A 16,176-nucleotide genomic window follows, 5' to 3' on the forward strand; every position below is an offset into this window, starting at 1 on the left:
ATGCCCGCCACCTGAACGGCAAATGCTCTAGAGCGTTTTCGAGCGAAGTGGACACCGGTTCGCGTGAAGAAGACGCGACAAATCAAACAGATAGAGCATTTCGGCGATTCGACGAAACGCGGAAGTGCTCTAGTCCGAGGGAGAACGACATCATGCGGGCTCAAGCCCTGTTCGCGGCCGCTTTGGCCGCATGGACCGGTCCCGCCCTGGCCGATTTCCAGTCCTGCGTCGCCAACCTGCGCTCGTCCGTCGTCGCGGCCGGCGTCAGCCCTGCCGTTGCCGCAAAAGCGCTCGATCTCACTGCGCCGAACGACAAGGTGGTGCGCCTCTCCAAGGTTCAGCCCGAGTTCAAGATGCCGATCTGGGACTACATCGGCTTCCTCGTCGACGAGCAGCGCGTCGACGACGGCAAGGCACTCATGCGCAAGCACGCGGCAGCGCTGAAGGCGGCCGAAGAGCGCTTCGGCGTCAGCCGCTACGTCATCGCCGGCGTCTGGGGCGTCGAGACCAATTTCGGCCAGGACACCGGCGACAACTATCTTCCACACGCCCTGGCCACGCTCATCTGCACCGGCAATCCGCGCGCCAACTTCTGGCGCTCCGAGCTGATCGCCGCGCTCAAGCTCGTGCACCAGGGTGACCTCCAGCTCAACGAGCTGTACGGCTCCTGGGCCGGCGCCTTTGGTCAGACCCAGTTCATTCCCACCACCTACCAGCGGCTGGCGGTGGATTTCGACGGTGACGGGCGCCGCGACCTGGTCAAGTCGACCGCCGATGCGCTCGGCTCGACGGCGAACTACCTGCGCAAAGCCGGCTGGCGCCCGGGCCAGCCTTACCTGGTGGAGGTCAAGGTACCGTCGGGCTACAGCGGCCCCACCGGGCGCAAGAACCGCGTGGCGCTCGCGACCTACGCCAACCACGGCGTGACCCGCGCCGACGGCCGCCCGCTGTCGGGCAACGGTGCCGCCGGCCTGCTGCTGCCGGCCGGCCGCAACGGGCCTGGCTTCCTAGTGTTCCCGAACTTCGACGCGATCTACGCCTACAATCAGGCGGAATCCTACGCGCTCGCCATCTCCTATCTGGCCCAGCGCCTGGCCGGCGGGCCCGAGCTCGTCACGGCCTGGCCCACCGACGACCCGGGGCTCAACCGCCTCCAGCGGCTGGATCTGCAGAAACTGCTCATCGCGCGCGGCTACAACATCGGCGACGCGGACGGCAAGATCGGCCAGGCCTCGCGTGCCGCCATCGCCGCGGCCGAGCAGAGCGTCGGCATGCCGGGTACGGGCCGCGCCGGCACCAAGATCTATCGGGCGCTCGGCGGCCGGCAGTAGGCACACGACGCGCTCCTCCCACCAAGGCACATCGATCCGATCAGATGGCACCATCTGATCGGATCGGCAGCTCCAAGCCTGCCCCTCCGGTGCGTGCTACACGGCGCGTCCGGCGCCCTGCCAATAGGGCTCGCGGAGCACGCGCTTGAAGATTTTGCCGGAATCCTCGCGCGGCAGCTCCTGGCGCACCTCAACGTGCTTGGGCACCTTATAGTCGGCCAGGTGCTGCCTGAGCTCGGCGCGGATCGCCTCCGGCGCCAGCGTGCGCCCCTCCAGCGGCTGGACCAACGCCATGAGTGCCTCGCCGTACTCCGCGTCGGGAATGCCGAACACGGCGCAGTCGCGGACCCCGTCGAGGGCCGCCAGCACCGATTCGATCTCGGCCGGGTATATGTTGACGCCACCCGAGATGACCATGTCGCGCTTGCGGTCGCGGATATAGAGGAACCCGTCCTCGTCGAAGTAGCCGACGTCGCCGCAGGTGATCAGCCCCTTGCGGTCGATCTCGCGGCGCTTCTCCGGCAGGTTGTGATAGGTGAAATCCGGATAGTACGAGATCCGCATGAAGATCTCGCCCTGCTGGCCGGCCGGCAGTTCGTTACCGTTATCGTCCTGCACCTCCACGTGCGAGCCGGGGATCGGTTTGCCGACGGTGCCCCGGTGGGCCAGCCATTCGGCGCTGGTGCAGAACACCACCGGGCCCGATTCCGTGCCGCCGTAATACTCGTGCACGATCGGGCCGACCCAGCCGATCATCGCCTCCTTCACGTCCGGCGGACAGGGCGCGCCGGCGTGGATGATGAACTGGAGCGACGACACGTCGTAGCGGGCCCGCACCTCCGCCGGCAGCTTGAGCAGGCGCACGAACATCGTCGGCACCAGCCACAGATGCGTCAGCTTCTCCTTGTCGATGGCCGCGAGCACCGCCTCCGGATCGAAGCGCGGCATGACGATGAACAGCTCGGCCAAGCGGGCGGCGCGCAACGAGAAGGCGTTCGGCGCGCTGTGGTACATGGGCGCCGCGATCGCCGTGCGCATGCCCGGCCGGAACCCGTAGACGAGGTTGCGCATCTCTTCGACCTTGATCCGCTCCTCCTCGGTGGCCGGCTTGCGGCGCACGCCCTTGGGGTGCCCGGTGGTGCCCGATGTGTAGACCATGCTGTCGCTCGCGGGGGCCGGCGGCCCGTCCTGCGGCGGGTGCGCGGCGATGAGCTCGTCCCAGATGCGGGCCCCGGGCGCCGGCCGCGCCGCCTCCGGCGTGACCCTGTAGGCCTGGACGATCTCCGGCGGCGTCGGCACCTCGATCACCGTCACGCCGGCCGGCACCGCACCGCGCAGTCCGGCGAGCAGGTCCGCATGGGCGACGAGCACCTTGGCGCCGCTGTCGGTGAGCACATAGTGCACCTCCTCCGCCTTGAAGTGCCAGTTGACCGGCACCGCATAGGCGCCGAGCCGCTGCGCTGCCAGGCTCGCCTCCAGGAAGGGGAAATCGTTGCGCAGCAGCACCGCCACGCAGTCGTCGCGTCGGACGCCGAGCGCCGCGAAGGCGCTGGCCGCCCGGCGCAGCCGCTCGTCGAAAGCCGCCGGGCCGAGAAGCCGCTCACCGCTCAGGATTCCATTGGTCAGGCTCACGCTGTCCTCGCATCGTTCGCTCGTCGCCTTGCCCATCCCAGGCGCCGCGCCGCGCTCTCTGCCGACGAGGCATTGCGCGGGAGACGGCGCTTGCACTGGGGCTGGCCTTGCGAAATATAGTTTCGCAATTCGCGGGCGCGCACCATAGAGCAAGTTTCCGGGATGTGGAGAGCGCTTGGCGGCGGCGCGCATGTGCGGGGCGAATACCCGCGCCGGCGCGGCGGCTCATTCGCGCTTGGCGCGGACTTACGTCAACCCGGGATCTGAAGGGGAGGACCTCATGGACGCGGTACTGGTCGAACATCACGGGCCCGTGGCGCTCATCCGGCTCAATCGGGAGAAGAGCCGCAACGCGCTCGAGCCGGCGATCAAGGAAGGCCTGCAGACCAACGTCCCGCTGCTGATGGCGGACAAGTCGGTGCGGGCGCTGGTGCTCACCGGCGCCGGCAACGCTTTCTGCGCCGGCGGCGACATCCGCGACATGAAGGAGCGAGGCGGCCCGGTGATCCGTGCCCGCCTGCAGCGCTCGCACAGTTGGGTCGAGAAGATCCTGACCGGCGAGAAGCCGGTCATCGCCGCCGTCAACGGCGCGGCTGCCGGCGCCGGCTTCTCGCTCGCCATGGTCTGCGACATCGTGCTCGCCGCGGACACGTCGTTCTTCAAGGCGGGCTTTCCGGGCCTGGGCGCGGTGCCGGACCTCGCCCTGGCGATGACGCTGCCGCGGGCCATCGGCATGGCGCGCGCCCGCGACCTGCTGCTCACCAATCGGCGCGTCGACCCGCCCGAGGCGGTCGAGATGGGCATCGCCTCGCGCATCGTCCCGGCCGACCGGATCGTCGAGGAGGCGCTGGCGCTCGCGGCCGAGCTCGCGGCTGGCCCCGGCGTGTCCCTGGGCCTGACCAAGACCATGCTGAACAACGCCTATGGCCGCACCGACGACTTCCTCGCCTTCGAGGCCATGGCCCAAGCCATCGCCTTCGACAGCAAGGAGTTCGCCGAGGGGGTCAGTGCCTTCCTGGAGAAGCGTAAGGCCCGCTTCGCCGAAGTCGCATGATCGGCCGGGGCGGGTGGAGCGCGTCGCGATCGGGTGAAATCACCCGGTCGGGGAGGCGCTTCAGGTTCAACGACATGAAGCATTCCCGCCCGATCAGATGATTCAATCGGATCGGGAAATGCTCCTGCGGGCTGGACTGGGCCAGAGCGTTTTCGAGCGAAGTGGACGCCGGTTCGCGTAAAGAAAACGCGCCAGATCAAACAGATAGAGCATTTCGGCGATTCGAAGAACCGCGGAAATGCTCTAGGTTGACGGAGGGCCGGATTCCACCGGCCCCCATTCGTGATGGGAGGCTGCGATGGATTTCGCGCTGACGCCCGAGCAGGAAGCGATCCGTGATGCGGTCGCCGACATCGCTGCGCGCTTCGACGACGACTTTTGGCTGGCACACGACAAGGACGGCGGCTTCCCGCACGAGCTGCACCAGGCGCTCGCCCGCGAGGGCTTCCTCGGCATCTGCATCCCCGAGGAGTTCGGCGGCTCGGGCCTCGGCATCACCGAGGCGGCGATCATGATGCAGGCCATCAGCCAGTCTGGTGCCGGCATGTCCGGCGCCTCGGCGGTGCACATGAACATCTTCGGGCTCAACCCGGTCGTCGTCTTCGGCACCGACGAGCAGAAGCGGCGCATGCTGCCGCCGCTGGTGGCGGGCGACGAGAAGGCCTGCTTCATGGTGACCGAGCCGGACGCCGGGCTCAACACCACGCACCTGAAGACGCGCGCGGTACGGGACGGCGACCGCTACATCCTCAGCGGCAAGAAGATCTGGATCTCCACCGCCCAGGTAGCCGACAAGGCGCTGATCCTCGCCCGCACCACCCCGCTCGACGAGGTGAAGCGGCCGACCCAGGGCCTCAGCCTGTTCTACACCGACATCGACCGCGACTATGTCGAGATCCGCGAGATCGACAAGATGGGCCGCAAGGCCGTCGACTCCAACCAGGTGTTCCTCGACGGCCTGCCCGTCCCGATCGACGATCTGATCGGCGAAGAGGGCAAGGGCTTCGAGCTCATTCTGCATGGGCTCAATCCGGAGCGTGTGCTGATTGCGGCCGAATCGGTCGGCCTCGGCCTCGTCGCCATCGAACGGGCGGCGAACTACGCCAAGGAGCGGATCGTGTTCGATCGGCCGATCGGCCAGAACCAGGGCATCCAGCACCCGTTGGCGCAGGCCTGGATGGAGCTGGAGGCCGCCCGCCTGATGACGATGAACGCCGCCTGGCGCTACGACAACGGTCTGTCGTGCGGGGCCGAGGCCAACAGCGCCAAGTTCCTCGCGGCGGAAGCCGGCTACAAGGCTTGCCAGACGGCCGTCATGACCCACGGCGGCTTCGGCTACGCCAAGGACTTTCACGTCGAGCGCTACCTGCGCGAGATCATGATCCCGCGCATTGCGCCGATCAGCCCCCAGCTCATCCTCTGCTTCATCGCCGAGAAGGTGCTGGGCCTGCCCAAGTCCTATTGAGCGCAAGTCCTATTGAGCGCAAGCCGGATCGAGGGTCGCGGACGCTCGTTGCGCCGATGAACGGCCGGACTTGACCCGGCCGCCCCATCCACTCGACAACACCGCCTGCCGGCAGCAGCAGCCGGCCAACCGGGAGGTTCTCACATGAGCGACAGCCGAGAGGTCACCCTCTACCACTGGCCGCACTCACGGTCGGCCGGGACATTGGTGCTGCTCGAAGAGCTCGGCGCGCCCTACAAACTCGAGATCATCGACATCACCAAGGGCGTGCAGCGCGAACCGACCTTCCTTGCCATCAATCCGATGGGCAAGCTGCCGACGATCCGCGTCGGCGCAGCCGTCGTCACGGAGCAGGTGGCGATCTACACCTATCTCGCCGACCTCTTCCCCGAGGCGGGCCTGGCGCCGGCGCTGAGCGACCCGCTGCGCGGCCCATACCTGCGCTGGCTGGTCTTCTACGCCGCCTGCTTCGAGCCGGCGATGGGCGACATTGCGGGCAAGCGCGACCCGGGGCCGGCGATGAGCTCCCCCTACGGCAGCGCCGACGCGGTGCTCGGCACGCTGCTCGGGCAGTTGCGCCAGGGGCCCTACATGCTTGGCGAGCGCTTCACCGCCGTCGACGTGCTGTGGGGCTCGGCGCTCGGCTTCATGACCGCCTTTAAGCTCGTGCCTGAAGCACCCGAGGTGATGGCCTATCTGGCGCGTGTCGGCGGCCGCCCGGCGTCGGCGCGCGCCGACGCGGTCAACGCCAAGATCATGGCCGGCACCTCAGGCGCGGCATGAGGCTTCCCTCCGCAGTCGATATCGCGGCGCTCGATCTCGCCGGCCTGGTGCGGCCGGGCGACACGGTCGTCGTCGGCCAGGGCACCGGCGAGCCGCAGGCCCTGACCGAGGCCCTGGTCGCCCAGCGCGCCGCCTACGCCGGCGCCCGGGTGTTCGTCGGGCCGTTGTTCTCCGACACCTTCGCGCCGGAGCGGACCGAAGGGCTCGCCTTCTCCGGCTACGGCGCGATCTCGCGCGCCGGCCAGATCGCCCGGGCCGGGCGGCTCGACCCGGTGGCCGCCCACTACAGCGCCCTGCCCGGCCTCTTCGCCGACGGCGTCATTCCGGCCGATGTGGTGATGCTGCAGCTGACGCCGGGCGACGACGGCCGGCCGCCGAGCCTCGGCATGGTCACGGACTATCTGGTCGCGGCAGCGCGGCGCGCCCGCCTCGTCATCGCCCAGGTCAATGCCGAACAGCCCTGGACCTTCGGTGGCGAACTGCCCGACGACGTGCGCATCGACATCTGCGTGGAGGCGGCGCGGCCGCCGGTGGAGCTGGCGCCGGCCCGCGTCGGGCCGGCCGAGGAGGCCATCGCCGCCCACGTGGCGGCGCTGGTGCCCGACGGGGCCGTCATCGAGATCGGCATCGGCGCCATGCCCGACGCCATCCTCTCGGCGCTGATGGGCCACCGCGACCTCGGCTTCCACTCCGGCATGATCAGCGACCGCACCGTCGACCTGATCGAGGCCGGCGTCATCACCAATGCCCGCAAGCCGTTCGACACCGGCATCACCATCGCCGGCTGCCTGTTCGGCGGCCGCAAGCTGTTTCGCTTCGCCGACCGCAACCCGGCGCTGCGGATGGCGCTCCCCACCTATACCCACGGCCACGGCGTGCTGGCGCGCCTGCCCGCCTTCGTCGGGCTGAACTCGGCCGTCGAGGTCGACCTCACCGGCCAGATCAATGCCGAGGTGGTGGATGGGGCCTACGTCGGCGGCGTCGGCGGCCAAGTCGATTTCGTGCGCGGGGCGCTCGCCTCGCCCGGCGGCCGCTCGGTGATCGCGCTGCCGGCGACGGCCCGCAAGGGTAGCGTCAGCCGCATCGTGCCGGCGCTCACCGGCCCGGTGACCACGCCGCGCAGCGATGCCGACACCTTCGTCACCGAGTTCGGCGTGGCCGAGCTCAAGGGCCTGCCGCTCGCTGAACGTGCCAGGCGGATGATCGCCATCGCCGATCCGGCCTTCCGCGAGGACCTGGAACGCCAGGCGCGGGCACTGTTTCCGGGCGGCTTTCCCACCGTCGTGTCGACCTCCAAGCCACAGGATCACAGCCGATGACCGGACCGCTCGCAGGCCTTCGCATCGTGGAAATGGCGGCCATCGGCCCGACCCCGATGGCCGCCATGCTGATGGCGGACCTGGGCGCCACCGTCATCCGCGTCGAGCGCCAGGCGCCGAGCGGCCTCGGCGTGCCCCGCCCCCCGCGCTACAATCTGCTCAACCGCAACCGGCACTCGGCCTCCTTCGACCTCAAGCATCCCGACGGCATCGCCGCGACCCTCGACCTGATCGCCGGCGCGGACGCCCTGATCGAGGGCTTCCGCCCCGGCACCATGGAGCGCCTGGGGCTGGGGCCGGACGTGTGCCTCGCCCGCAACCCCCGTCTGGTCTATGGCCGCATGACCGGCTGGGGGCAGACCGGCCCGCTGGCGCCGACCGCCGGCCACGACATGAACTACCTGGGCCTCACCGGGGCGCTGTTCGCCATCGGCCGCAAGGACCAGGCGCCGACGCCCCCCCTCAATCTGGTCGCCGACTACGGCGGCGGCGCCCTCTACCTCGCCTTCGGCGTGGTCTGCGCGCTGCTGGAGGCGAAGCGCTCGGGCCAGGGCCAGGTGGTCGACGCGGCCATGGTCGACGGGGCCGCCTCGCTGATGACGTCGGCCTACGGCCTGCACGAGGGCGGGCTCTACAAGGACGAACGCGGCGCCAACATCCTCGACAGCGGCGCGCCGTTCTACGAGGTCTACGCCTGCGCCGACGGCGGCTTCATCGCCGTGGCGCCGATCGAGGAGAAGTTCCGCGAGGAGTTCTACCGTCTGCTGGGCGTCGACCGCGCCTCCCTGCCCAACGACGACGACAGGGCCAACTGGCCGGCCGTGAAGGAGACCATCGCCGCGCGCATCGCCACGCGCACGCGCGCGCAGTGGGAGGAGACGTTCGCCGGCAGCGATGCCTGCGTTTCGCCGGTGCTGTCCATGGCGGAGGCGCCCAAGCATGCGCACATCGCCGCGCGTGACACCTTCATCGAGATCGACGGCGTGGTGCAGCCGGCACCTGCCCCTCGCTTCAGCCGCACCGTGCCGGCCACGCCGACGGCGCCGGAGTTGCCCGGCGCCGGCACCGAGGCCGCGTTGGCCGAATGGGGCTTTTCCGCGGAGCGCATCGCCAAGCTCAAGAGCGCCGGGGTAATCGGCAACCGCTGATGGCACCAGGCCTCAGACGGCGGGCTGGCTCCCGGCCCGCTGCTCGAGGAGTTGGTTCACCTCGCCGCCCAGCAGAATGATGACCGCCGAGATCCAGATCCAGGTCATGAAGCCGATGGCGGCGCCGAGCGAGCCGTAGGTCTCGTTGTACGAGCCGAAATGCGCGACATACCAGGAGAACAGCATCGACGCGGCGATCCAGGCGATCGCCGCGATGGTGCTGCCCCAAAGCAGCCGGCGCACGGCCGGCTCGCGCCGGGAAGGACCGATGCGGTAGACCAGCATCAGGCCTGCGGTGATGACGACGAACATCGCCGGCCAGCGCGCGACGTCGACGATGCGATCCGTCTCGCCGGCCAGCCCCAGGAACCTGAGCGCCACGGGAACGCCGACGACGCCGGCCATGGCGAGCATGGCGAACAACAGCGCTCCGACGGTAAACAGCAGCGACAGCGCGTTGAGCGCGAGGAAACTGCGCCGCTCTGTTTCTCCGTAGACGACGTTGAGCGCATCGAAGAGCGCCTTCATGCCGGCGTTGGCGCTCCAGAGCGCGATGACGAAGCCGAAGGCGAAGGCATAGCTCAGAATGCCGCTGCCCTTGGCGGTGATGCGGGTGATCTGCTCGCGCAGGATGTCGAGGGCTCCGCCCGGCAGTACACCCGCCAGCAGCCCAAGATGCTCACCTATGGTGGATGCATCGGCGAACAGCCCGTAGATCGAGATCAGCGCGATGATGGCGGGGAAGATCGCCAGCAGGGCATAGAAGGTGACGCCCGCCGCCACCGCCAAGACCCGGTCCCGATCGATCTCCGCGTACAGGTGCCAGAGCGCGCCCGTCCAGCCCGGCGCAACGGTCATCGTGGATGCGGAGGTCGATACACCGGCCGCCGGCGGGCTTGAGTCGACCGGCTGGAGCACGAAGGCCCTGGGCAGCCGCAGTCGCCCACCCCTGTCATTATGCGCCGGCTCGCGCTGCCATAGCGCCCATGCGCCGAGCGCGATGCCGAGGAGGATGGCCGCACCCGAGCGGCGCTTCGGCCCATGTTCGGATGGGTACTCCAGATGTGCCATGTCCCGCTCCGCGAGCGAACGCCCAGTGCTGGCAAGAACACACGGACGGATCGCGGGTTCCCGGGACGGCGCCGCGATCTCGCGGCCCGGAGCCGGACCGGGCCAAGCGATCACCCGAGCCCCGGGGCAGCGCGGGCGGCCTCGCCTCGGATCACGCCCGCAGCTGCTTGCTGACGGCGGCCACGATCTCCGGCAGGCGGTAGGGCTTCTGGATGACCACGCTCCGGGGCACCGGCCGAGGTCGCTCGGTGGAGTACGCCGTGGCGTAGATGATCTGCATGTCCGGCCGCCTCAGACGCGCGCGCTCGGCCAGGTCCCAGCCATCGAGCTCCCCCGGCAGCCGGATATCCGTCAAAAGCAGGTCGACATGGTGCTGCGCCAGCAGGATCATCGCCTCGTCGGCGGTCTCGCTCTGCAGAACGCGATAGCCCACGTCCGAGAGCTCCCGGGCGACCATGTCGCGGACAAGCCACTCGTCCTCCACGACGAGGATCGTCAGAAAGGCATCATCCCGGCCTTTAGCTGTTTCCGTCATTTTGCCCTTTCATCCGCGAGGCGGCGTGCGCATGCACCCGCCCCGTACGCCGTAACTAGTCGCAATCCGCTTCGTGCACACGCACAACCATAAGACTATTCTGCGGGACATCCGGACTTTTGTTGGGTCAGGCAGTGCAGCTGCCCGTTGAGTCCGGGCGCCCTCTTGGCGTATGGACGGCGCGCGGCTGCCCTCCGGGACCCGCGCAGAGACGGGTTGGGTGGCGAAACGGGCGAATGTCGGGAGCGGTGCGAGGCTGGTGGCGACCCGCTGGAATGCGGCGGAGCCGTACCAGGACGTCTCCGGCGGCCCGCACGTCCTGTTCCCGGCCCAGTTGCTGAATGCGCCGGCAGCGCAGGCGAGTGATGTTCAACGACCCTCCCTCTGAGGCCGCCGCCATCGGCGATGCACTGTGTGGACGCGCCACCAAGCTCGACATCGTCATCGTCAACTGGAACTCCGGCGATCTGCTGGGCGCGTGCCTCGACGCCCTGGCCGCGGCCGCCGCGGCGCGCGATCTCCACGTGATCGTGGTCGACAACGCATCGCGCGACGGCTCGGACGCGGTTGCAACCGCCCCGCGGCCCGGCCTTGCGGTGACGCTCATACGCAATGCGATGAACCGGGGCTTCGCGGCCGCGTGTAACCAGGGGGCGGCGCGGGGCCAGAGCCCGCTCGTGCTGTTTCTCAACCCGGACACCCGTGTCGAGCCGGACACGCTGACCAAGGCCATGGACTTTCTGGCGAGCCCGGCGGGCGAGGGTGTCGGCATTCTGGGCGTCAAGCTGCTGGGCGAGGGCGGCCGCACCGAACGCACTTGCGCCCGCGCGCCTTCCCCGCGTCTGACCCTCGCCCGCGCCGTCGCGCTCGACCGCATCGCACCAGCCTGGGTCCCGCCGCACTTCATGGTCGAATGGGACCACCAGGATACGCGTGAGGTGGCCCAGGTGATGGGAGCGTTTCTGCTGATCCGCCGGCCGCTGCTCGCCGCTCTCGGTGGTTTCGATGAGCGCTTCTTCGTCTATTACGAGGATCTGGATCTCTGCCTGCGGGCGACGCAGAACGGCACCGCGGTCGTCCACTTCGCCGGAGCGAGCGTCTGGCATCAGGGCCAGGGCACGACCGCTCAGGTGAAGGACCGGCGGCTGTTCTACATCCTGCGCAGCGAGGTTCTGTTCGCGGCCAAGCACTTCGGCACAGCGATCGCCGTCGCCTTGCTCGCCCTCCAGCTCGCCGTCCAGATCCCGCTGCGGACCGGGCGCGCCGCAGCTTCAGGGGCGCCGGGGGAGTGGCGCCAGGTGCTGCGCGGCGCCGGGCTCCTGATCCGCGACACCCCGCGCCTCCTGCGCCGACTGCTGCAGCGCGCCTGAGCTCACACGTCGGGTGCACCGGCCGGAGGGCCGAGCCGCCCCCTTAGGCCGGCCCATGCGGCACGGCCGAGGCCGATGGCGACGGAAGGGCGCAGGCCGCTGTCGACCCAGAACAGCAGCGCCTGCATCGGCAGATAGGCCGCCTGCCGCAGCTTGAAGCGCGCGGGCACATGGCCAAGCCTGAAGCCGTAGATGGTGTTGCGGACATAGGCGCCCATTCGGAACGCTTTCTGGCGCGGCGTCGCCACGGGGCCGATGCGGATCTCGCCTTCGCCGACGGTGTGGATCATGGTCACGTCGCGGTCGATCCAGCACGAATAACCGCGAGCCCAGGCGCGAAAGCACCACTCCACGTCGACGGCATCGATGAAGTAGTCATCCCGGAACTTGCCGACGCGGCAGAAGGCCTCGAGCGCGATCAGCGAGCCCGACGTCGCCAGCACATCGACGGCGACGGCCGCTCCGGCTTCGGTCCCTGCTCCGGCGGGCGGGCGCCGGAACAGGCGCGGCGATTTGTAGGCCGCCCCCCGCGACGGCGCCACCATCAGCGGTCCGACCACCGCGGGGTTGCGGCCCGCCCGCGCAAGCTCCTCGAAGCGCGCCCCGAGGCGGGCCACGAGCCCCTCCGCGGGCCGCGAATCCTGGTCGAACAGGATCAGTCGCGGAAAGCCGTCCAAGGTCGCCGCCAGGGCGAGCAGATTGAGCGCCGTCGCCACGCCGAAGTTGACCGGGCACTCGATGAGTCCCAAGCGTGGCCGCTGCCTGAGCTCAGCGCGCAGCTCCGCGTCGATGCGGCCGTTGACCACGGCGAAGACCTTACCGACGTCGGTCTCGACCGCCGCAAGCAGGGCAGTCAGTCGGGCGCGGTCGGGCCCGAACAGCACGACGCCGGCGGCAACCGCAGAGCGATCGAAGCCGGCTGGGTCACCCACGCTCGTCTCGTCCATCAATGCTGGGATGCCACCACAAGCGGTATCGGCGCATCGTCCCCCTCGGCGGCGCGCGTGAGGCCCAGCAGGATGGGCTCGGCGGACGCGGGCGCGTGCGCCAGGTCGATGCGGCTCTGCGCCGCCGCCGGCGCGGCGGCGGCTGGGAGCGGCACGAATGCGGCCTGAGCCGTGGGCCCGGCCAGCGTGAAGGCGACTTGCACGGGCCGCGCCGGGATCGTCGCTTTGGCGATCTCGGTGGGCGGCGGCTTCAGCTTGCGGGCCGGGATGATCACCACTTCGCGGCCCGCGAAGGCCAGGGCCTCGGGCCGGCTCACCACGCCAAGGGCCGGCGAGGCGATGCGGGCGAGCGCGGCAAAGGCCGTATTGGTCCCCCCGTCGGCATAGGTGGTGCGCACGGACGCACTGCCGTCGGCGATCAGGGTGGCGATCCGTTCCGCCTGGTCGCTCACGCGTGCGCGAGCCTCGGCTTCCTTGGCACGATCCCGATAGGGCGCGAAGGCGTAGCGGCCGCCGGCCAGACCGGCCGCAGGCTCCGCGCCAGTGGCCTCGAAGCGGTCCGACCCCTCTTTCAGCTGGCGCCAGAAGTCGATGTTCGGATCATTGCGATGACGGGCCATGTTCTCGGCCGTCATGCGAAAGGGGAAGGCCTGGAACTGAAAGGCCTGCTGTCCGCCGGCAAAGGCCTCCCGAACGATGGCGAAGATCTCGCCGATCCCCTTGTCGGTCATGGCATAGCAACCCATCGACGAACAGGTGCCGTGGACCATGAGCGCCGAGCCCGTATAATTTTGGGCGCGGTCATAGGCATTGGGAAAGCCCGTGTCGAAGGAGAGATAGTAGGCCGAGTTGGGGTTCATCAGTCGTGGCGTGATGGCATAGAATCCCTCCGGCGCCTGACGGTCTCCCACCCGGCGCTTCGGCCCGAGCTGCCCAGACCAGCGGCAGATCGGAAAGGTCTTGAGGAACACATAGCGGCCGTTGCGCCCAAGCTTCCAAACCTGCAGCTCGGCTTCCCTCTTGTAAACGCGGATGAGGACCGGCGCCGAGGGGCTGGTGCCGCGCGCCGCCATCAGGGCCTGTGTGGACGCCGGGATGGGCGCCAGGTGCTTGGCAAACTGCTTGGCGAAGCCCACCGCTCGCGCCGGCGCGACGGCCGCACAGACGCCGAGGAGAACAACAAGCCAGGCCCTGGATCTCCGCGTGCCGCGCATGCGTCGTTTGCCAGCCTCTCCCGTGCCGCGGCCAAATCGCCATCCCGCCTCCGGCGGGACACATGCCTGCCGCGGCAGACTGCTTCGGCCGCGGGCCGCCGGCAAGTTCAGCATGGCGATTAGGGCAACATTTGGGGCCGAGCACCCAGGAAGTGGTTGCTCCGCCTGGTCCTGCCGCCGATCGCCAACCGCGCGCATAGACCAATCGCGAACCGGTTGCTCCGCCGCGCCGGGCAGGCGGACGACAGGCCTCCGTGTGAGCATGCCCTCATTCGCCCAATAGGTAAAGACCGTGACATGCATTGAATTGCCGGCCAGAGAAGAAGCCGTGTATTCATCCTTGCAATCCGGCCGACACGGACTAGGTTACGGCTGCATTGAAGGATACGATTCCATGGCTGATACCCCTGAGCCCCAGACATTGATCGAGCTGACGGCCGATATCGTTGCTGCTTATGTGGCCAATAACCAACTCGATGGCGCGGCCCTGGCAGCGATCATCGGATCGGTGCACCAATCCTTGGCAAAGCTGTCGGCAGGCGCCGTCGAGCCGCCGGCCGAGCCGCAGGTACCGGCCGTGCCGATCAAGAAATCGATCATGCCAGACTTCATCGTTTGCCTGGAGGACGGCAAGAAGTTCAAATCACTGAAGCGGCATCTGCGGACCGCCTACGACATGACGCCCGAGCAATACCGGGCCAAGTGGAACCTGCCGAGCGACTACCCCATGGTGGCGCCCAATTACGCCGCTTCGCGCTCCGCCCTGGCCAAGTCGATGGGCCTCGGCCAGCAGCGGCGCCGGCGCCCGCCCGAGCCGGTCAGCCGCAGCCCGCGCAAGAAGGCGAACGCCTGAGGGCCATTGGCGCTCCATCCGCGCCGCCCGGCACCCCGGGCGCGCACGGCGCCAGCGCATGCCTGGGTCCGACCGGCCCATCTGGCCGGACGGAAATGCTCCAAATCTTCGAAGCCGGGCCACTCTCTCCGGTCGACCGCATCCCCTCGATCGGAGAGAGCCCGAGCATTTCGCAATTGGATGAGATCCTCCGATTGCATAGAGATCCTAGGCCCTTTGAATTCTAGGCACCCTTTCGGCGATTGAGCGGCTCACCGGATCGCCGAGCGCTCGGCGCGCACGCGCATCCCAGGCCTCGACAGAGCGTTCCGACCCTGCTGCGGCCAGGAGCACTGCCTGCCCGGCCAGCCAAGCTCGGCGCGCCAGGGCCAGCTCGAACGGAGGCGGAGAATGCGCCGGTCGGCCGGTCGCTCGATGCCTCTTTCCAGGGCAATCCGCAGCCCCCCGCCGCCCCTCGGCTACGACGCCCCACGATCGCCACGGCGACGGCTCAACATCGCCATCGCGCACTTGCGCTCATTCGTCCTGCGAATGGGGGTGCTGTGTGTGCAGCATATGCCCTCGGCGCCAGGCTGCCCGAGGGCCGCCACTCCCCCTCCCCTCCCACGCCGCTCTCGTCATCCGTGACGAGCGAGGCCTCCCCAGCGACCGACGGGGGCGCCACGAACGGCTCCCACCCCTCTCCCAAAAGGGAGCGCTCGCGCAATCAAGAGCGCTCATCCGACGTGCCTGCCTGCCCTACTGAAAGGTTCAGCCGCGTTCGCTTGGCCCAGCCGCTCGCCCGGCGAGGTGACATGGGAACGTCATCCACAGCCCGCCGGGGGCTGTGGACAACTCCGTGAACGGCCCGCGCGGGGGCACACTCGCGCCGTCGCCCGGCGAACGAAACACTTGATGCGCCTGCTTTTCCGCGCTCGGCCAAGCCGTCCGCCGGCAGCCGTCCAGTGAGCCCGCGACGCGACGCGGAACGCCGCCGCATCCGCTCGATGACAAAAATCTTGCGGTCGATGTTGACAGCGGAAGGCCCCCCTCCATATAAGCACCTCATCGACGGGGCGCGGCGGTTTCCGCGGTTTCGTTTATCTCTTCCACCTTAGATGGGGTCTGGGCCCGATACGGATCGGGGCTAAGGCCTGTTTTTGGTGTGAAGGGATTTTGCATCGGGGTGAGGTTTTGGCCTTGCGGAGATGCGCTGCTGTTTGACAATTGAATAGGAAAGAGAAGCGTAGACGGCGTTGTCCTTGCGGGCAGGCTGAGCGTTCCACGGACGTGGGATGTTTGGTTTGCTGCCGAGGATATCGGCGGTACTACGTTTCGGAGCTCACATCGATTTGAGTATTGCTTCGGCGGTATTTTGGATCGGATGTTGAGGCTCCGTCAATTCGCGTAGAGACCAAGCCGAGACAAATTCTCATCCAATCTGAGAGTTTGATCCTGGCTCAGAGCGAACGCTG

13 protein-coding genes are annotated in these 16,176 nt (G+C 68.6%); 8 read left to right on the forward strand and 5 right to left on the reverse strand.

Annotation, left to right across the window (positions count from 1 at the left end; genetic code table 11):
- The first annotated feature begins 152 nt into the window (after window positions 1-152).
- The gene (locus IEW34_RS11050; protein WP_188609205.1) at window positions 153-1,331 is read left to right on the forward strand and encodes a lytic murein transglycosylase; all 1,179 of its coding nucleotides are present in this window, start codon (window positions 153-155) and stop codon (window positions 1,329-1,331) included.
- Window positions 1,332-1,427: 96 nt separating this feature from the next.
- On the opposite strand, the gene IEW34_RS11055 is transcribed toward IEW34_RS11050, so the two are convergent.
- Complete coding sequence (locus IEW34_RS11055) at window positions 1,428-2,999, reverse strand: acyl-CoA synthetase (RefSeq protein WP_188609206.1); 1,572 nt, start codon at window positions 2,997-2,999, stop codon at window positions 1,428-1,430.
- A gap of 244 nt (window positions 3,000-3,243) precedes the next feature.
- Here IEW34_RS11055 and IEW34_RS11060 point away from each other — a divergent pair, with 244 nt between their 5' ends.
- The 5 genes from IEW34_RS11060 (at window position 3,244) to IEW34_RS11080 (ending at window position 8,732) form a co-directional block, all read left to right on the forward strand.
- Entirely contained in the window at window positions 3,244-4,017 is a 774-nt protein-coding gene (locus IEW34_RS11060) for an enoyl-CoA hydratase/isomerase family protein (RefSeq protein WP_188609207.1), read from the forward strand.
- Window positions 4,018-4,315: 298 nt separating this feature from the next.
- Window positions 4,316-5,482 (forward strand): acyl-CoA dehydrogenase family protein, encoded by a 1,167-nt coding sequence (locus tag IEW34_RS11065; RefSeq protein WP_188609208.1) that lies wholly within the window; start codon window positions 4,316-4,318, stop codon window positions 5,480-5,482.
- 144 nt (window positions 5,483-5,626) lie between these two features.
- Entirely contained in the window at window positions 5,627-6,265 is a 639-nt protein-coding gene (locus IEW34_RS11070) for a glutathione S-transferase family protein (RefSeq protein WP_188609209.1), read from the forward strand.
- Window positions 6,262-7,584: an acetyl-CoA hydrolase/transferase family protein gene (locus IEW34_RS11075; protein ID WP_188609210.1), complete on the forward strand. Its 1,323-nt coding sequence runs from the start codon at window positions 6,262-6,264 to the stop codon at window positions 7,582-7,584. The genes IEW34_RS11070 and IEW34_RS11075 overlap by 4 nt, the downstream gene beginning before the upstream one ends.
- Window positions 7,581-8,732, forward strand: coding sequence for a CaiB/BaiF CoA transferase family protein (locus IEW34_RS11080; RefSeq protein ID WP_188609211.1), 1,152 nt, complete (start codon window positions 7,581-7,583; stop codon window positions 8,730-8,732). The genes IEW34_RS11075 and IEW34_RS11080 overlap by 4 nt, the downstream gene beginning before the upstream one ends.
- A gap of 12 nt (window positions 8,733-8,744) precedes the next feature.
- Here the strand turns inward: IEW34_RS11080 and IEW34_RS11085 are convergent, their stop codons facing one another.
- Window positions 8,745-9,803 carry a YihY/virulence factor BrkB family protein gene (locus IEW34_RS11085; protein ID WP_188609212.1) on the reverse strand — a complete coding sequence of 353 codons (1,059 nt, stop codon included), beginning with the start codon at window positions 9,801-9,803 and terminating at the stop codon, window positions 8,745-8,747.
- 151 nt (window positions 9,804-9,954) lie between these two features.
- Window positions 9,955-10,338: a response regulator gene (locus tag IEW34_RS11090; RefSeq protein WP_188609213.1), complete on the reverse strand. Its 384-nt coding sequence runs from the start codon at window positions 10,336-10,338 to the stop codon at window positions 9,955-9,957.
- 365 nt (window positions 10,339-10,703) lie between these two features.
- Here IEW34_RS11090 and IEW34_RS11095 point away from each other — a divergent pair, with 365 nt between their 5' ends.
- The gene (locus IEW34_RS11095; RefSeq protein WP_188609214.1) at window positions 10,704-11,708 is read left to right on the forward strand and encodes a glycosyltransferase family 2 protein; all 1,005 of its coding nucleotides are present in this window, start codon (window positions 10,704-10,706) and stop codon (window positions 11,706-11,708) included.
- A gap of 2 nt (window positions 11,709-11,710) precedes the next feature.
- Here the strand turns inward: IEW34_RS11095 and IEW34_RS11100 are convergent, their stop codons facing one another.
- A complete protein-coding gene (locus tag IEW34_RS11100; protein WP_188609215.1) occupies window positions 11,711-12,640 on the reverse strand; it encodes a glycosyltransferase family protein in 930 nt (309 codons plus the stop codon).
- 14 nt (window positions 12,641-12,654) lie between these two features.
- Window positions 12,655-13,791, reverse strand: a complete 1,137-nt coding sequence (locus IEW34_RS11105; protein WP_244641920.1) for a L,D-transpeptidase family protein — start codon at window positions 13,789-13,791, stop codon at window positions 12,655-12,657.
- 472 nt (window positions 13,792-14,263) lie between these two features.
- Between IEW34_RS11105 and IEW34_RS11110 the strand changes: the two genes are divergently transcribed.
- The gene (locus IEW34_RS11110; RefSeq protein WP_188609216.1) at window positions 14,264-14,722 is read left to right on the forward strand and encodes a Ros/MucR family transcriptional regulator; all 459 of its coding nucleotides are present in this window, start codon (window positions 14,264-14,266) and stop codon (window positions 14,720-14,722) included.
- The last annotated feature ends 1,454 nt before the right edge of the window (window positions 14,723-16,176 follow it).

It is taken from the genome of Chelatococcus reniformis (assembly GCF_014640075.1).
GTDB classification, from domain to species: Bacteria; Pseudomonadota; Alphaproteobacteria; order Rhizobiales; family Beijerinckiaceae; genus Camelimonas; species Camelimonas reniformis.

Bases quoted from the DNA above. Each gene is read 5' to 3' on its own strand.
- IEW34_RS11065 (WP_188609208.1), top strand. From the start codon at position 4,316: ATGGATTTCGCGCTGACGCCCGAGCAGGAAGCGATCCGTGATGCGGTC.
- IEW34_RS11050 (WP_188609205.1), top strand. From the start codon at position 153: ATGCGGGCTCAAGCCCTGTTCGCGGCCGCTTTGGCCGCATGGACCGGT.
- IEW34_RS11080 (WP_188609211.1), top strand. From the start codon at position 7,581: ATGACCGGACCGCTCGCAGGCCTTCGCATCGTGGAAATGGCGGCCATC.
- IEW34_RS11110 (WP_188609216.1), top strand. From the start codon at position 14,264: ATGGCTGATACCCCTGAGCCCCAGACATTGATCGAGCTGACGGCCGAT.
- IEW34_RS11075 (WP_188609210.1), top strand. From the start codon at position 6,262: ATGAGGCTTCCCTCCGCAGTCGATATCGCGGCGCTCGATCTCGCCGGC.
- IEW34_RS11085 (WP_188609212.1), bottom strand. From the start codon at position 9,803: ATGGCACATCTGGAGTACCCATCCGAACATGGGCCGAAGCGCCGCTCG.
- IEW34_RS11055 (WP_188609206.1), bottom strand. From the start codon at position 2,999: ATGGGCAAGGCGACGAGCGAACGATGCGAGGACAGCGTGAGCCTGACC.
- IEW34_RS11095 (WP_188609214.1), top strand. From the start codon at position 10,704: ATGTTCAACGACCCTCCCTCTGAGGCCGCCGCCATCGGCGATGCACTG.
- IEW34_RS11090 (WP_188609213.1), bottom strand. From the start codon at position 10,338: ATGACGGAAACAGCTAAAGGCCGGGATGATGCCTTTCTGACGATCCTC.
- IEW34_RS11060 (WP_188609207.1), top strand. From the start codon at position 3,244: ATGGACGCGGTACTGGTCGAACATCACGGGCCCGTGGCGCTCATCCGG.
- IEW34_RS11070 (WP_188609209.1), top strand. From the start codon at position 5,627: ATGAGCGACAGCCGAGAGGTCACCCTCTACCACTGGCCGCACTCACGG.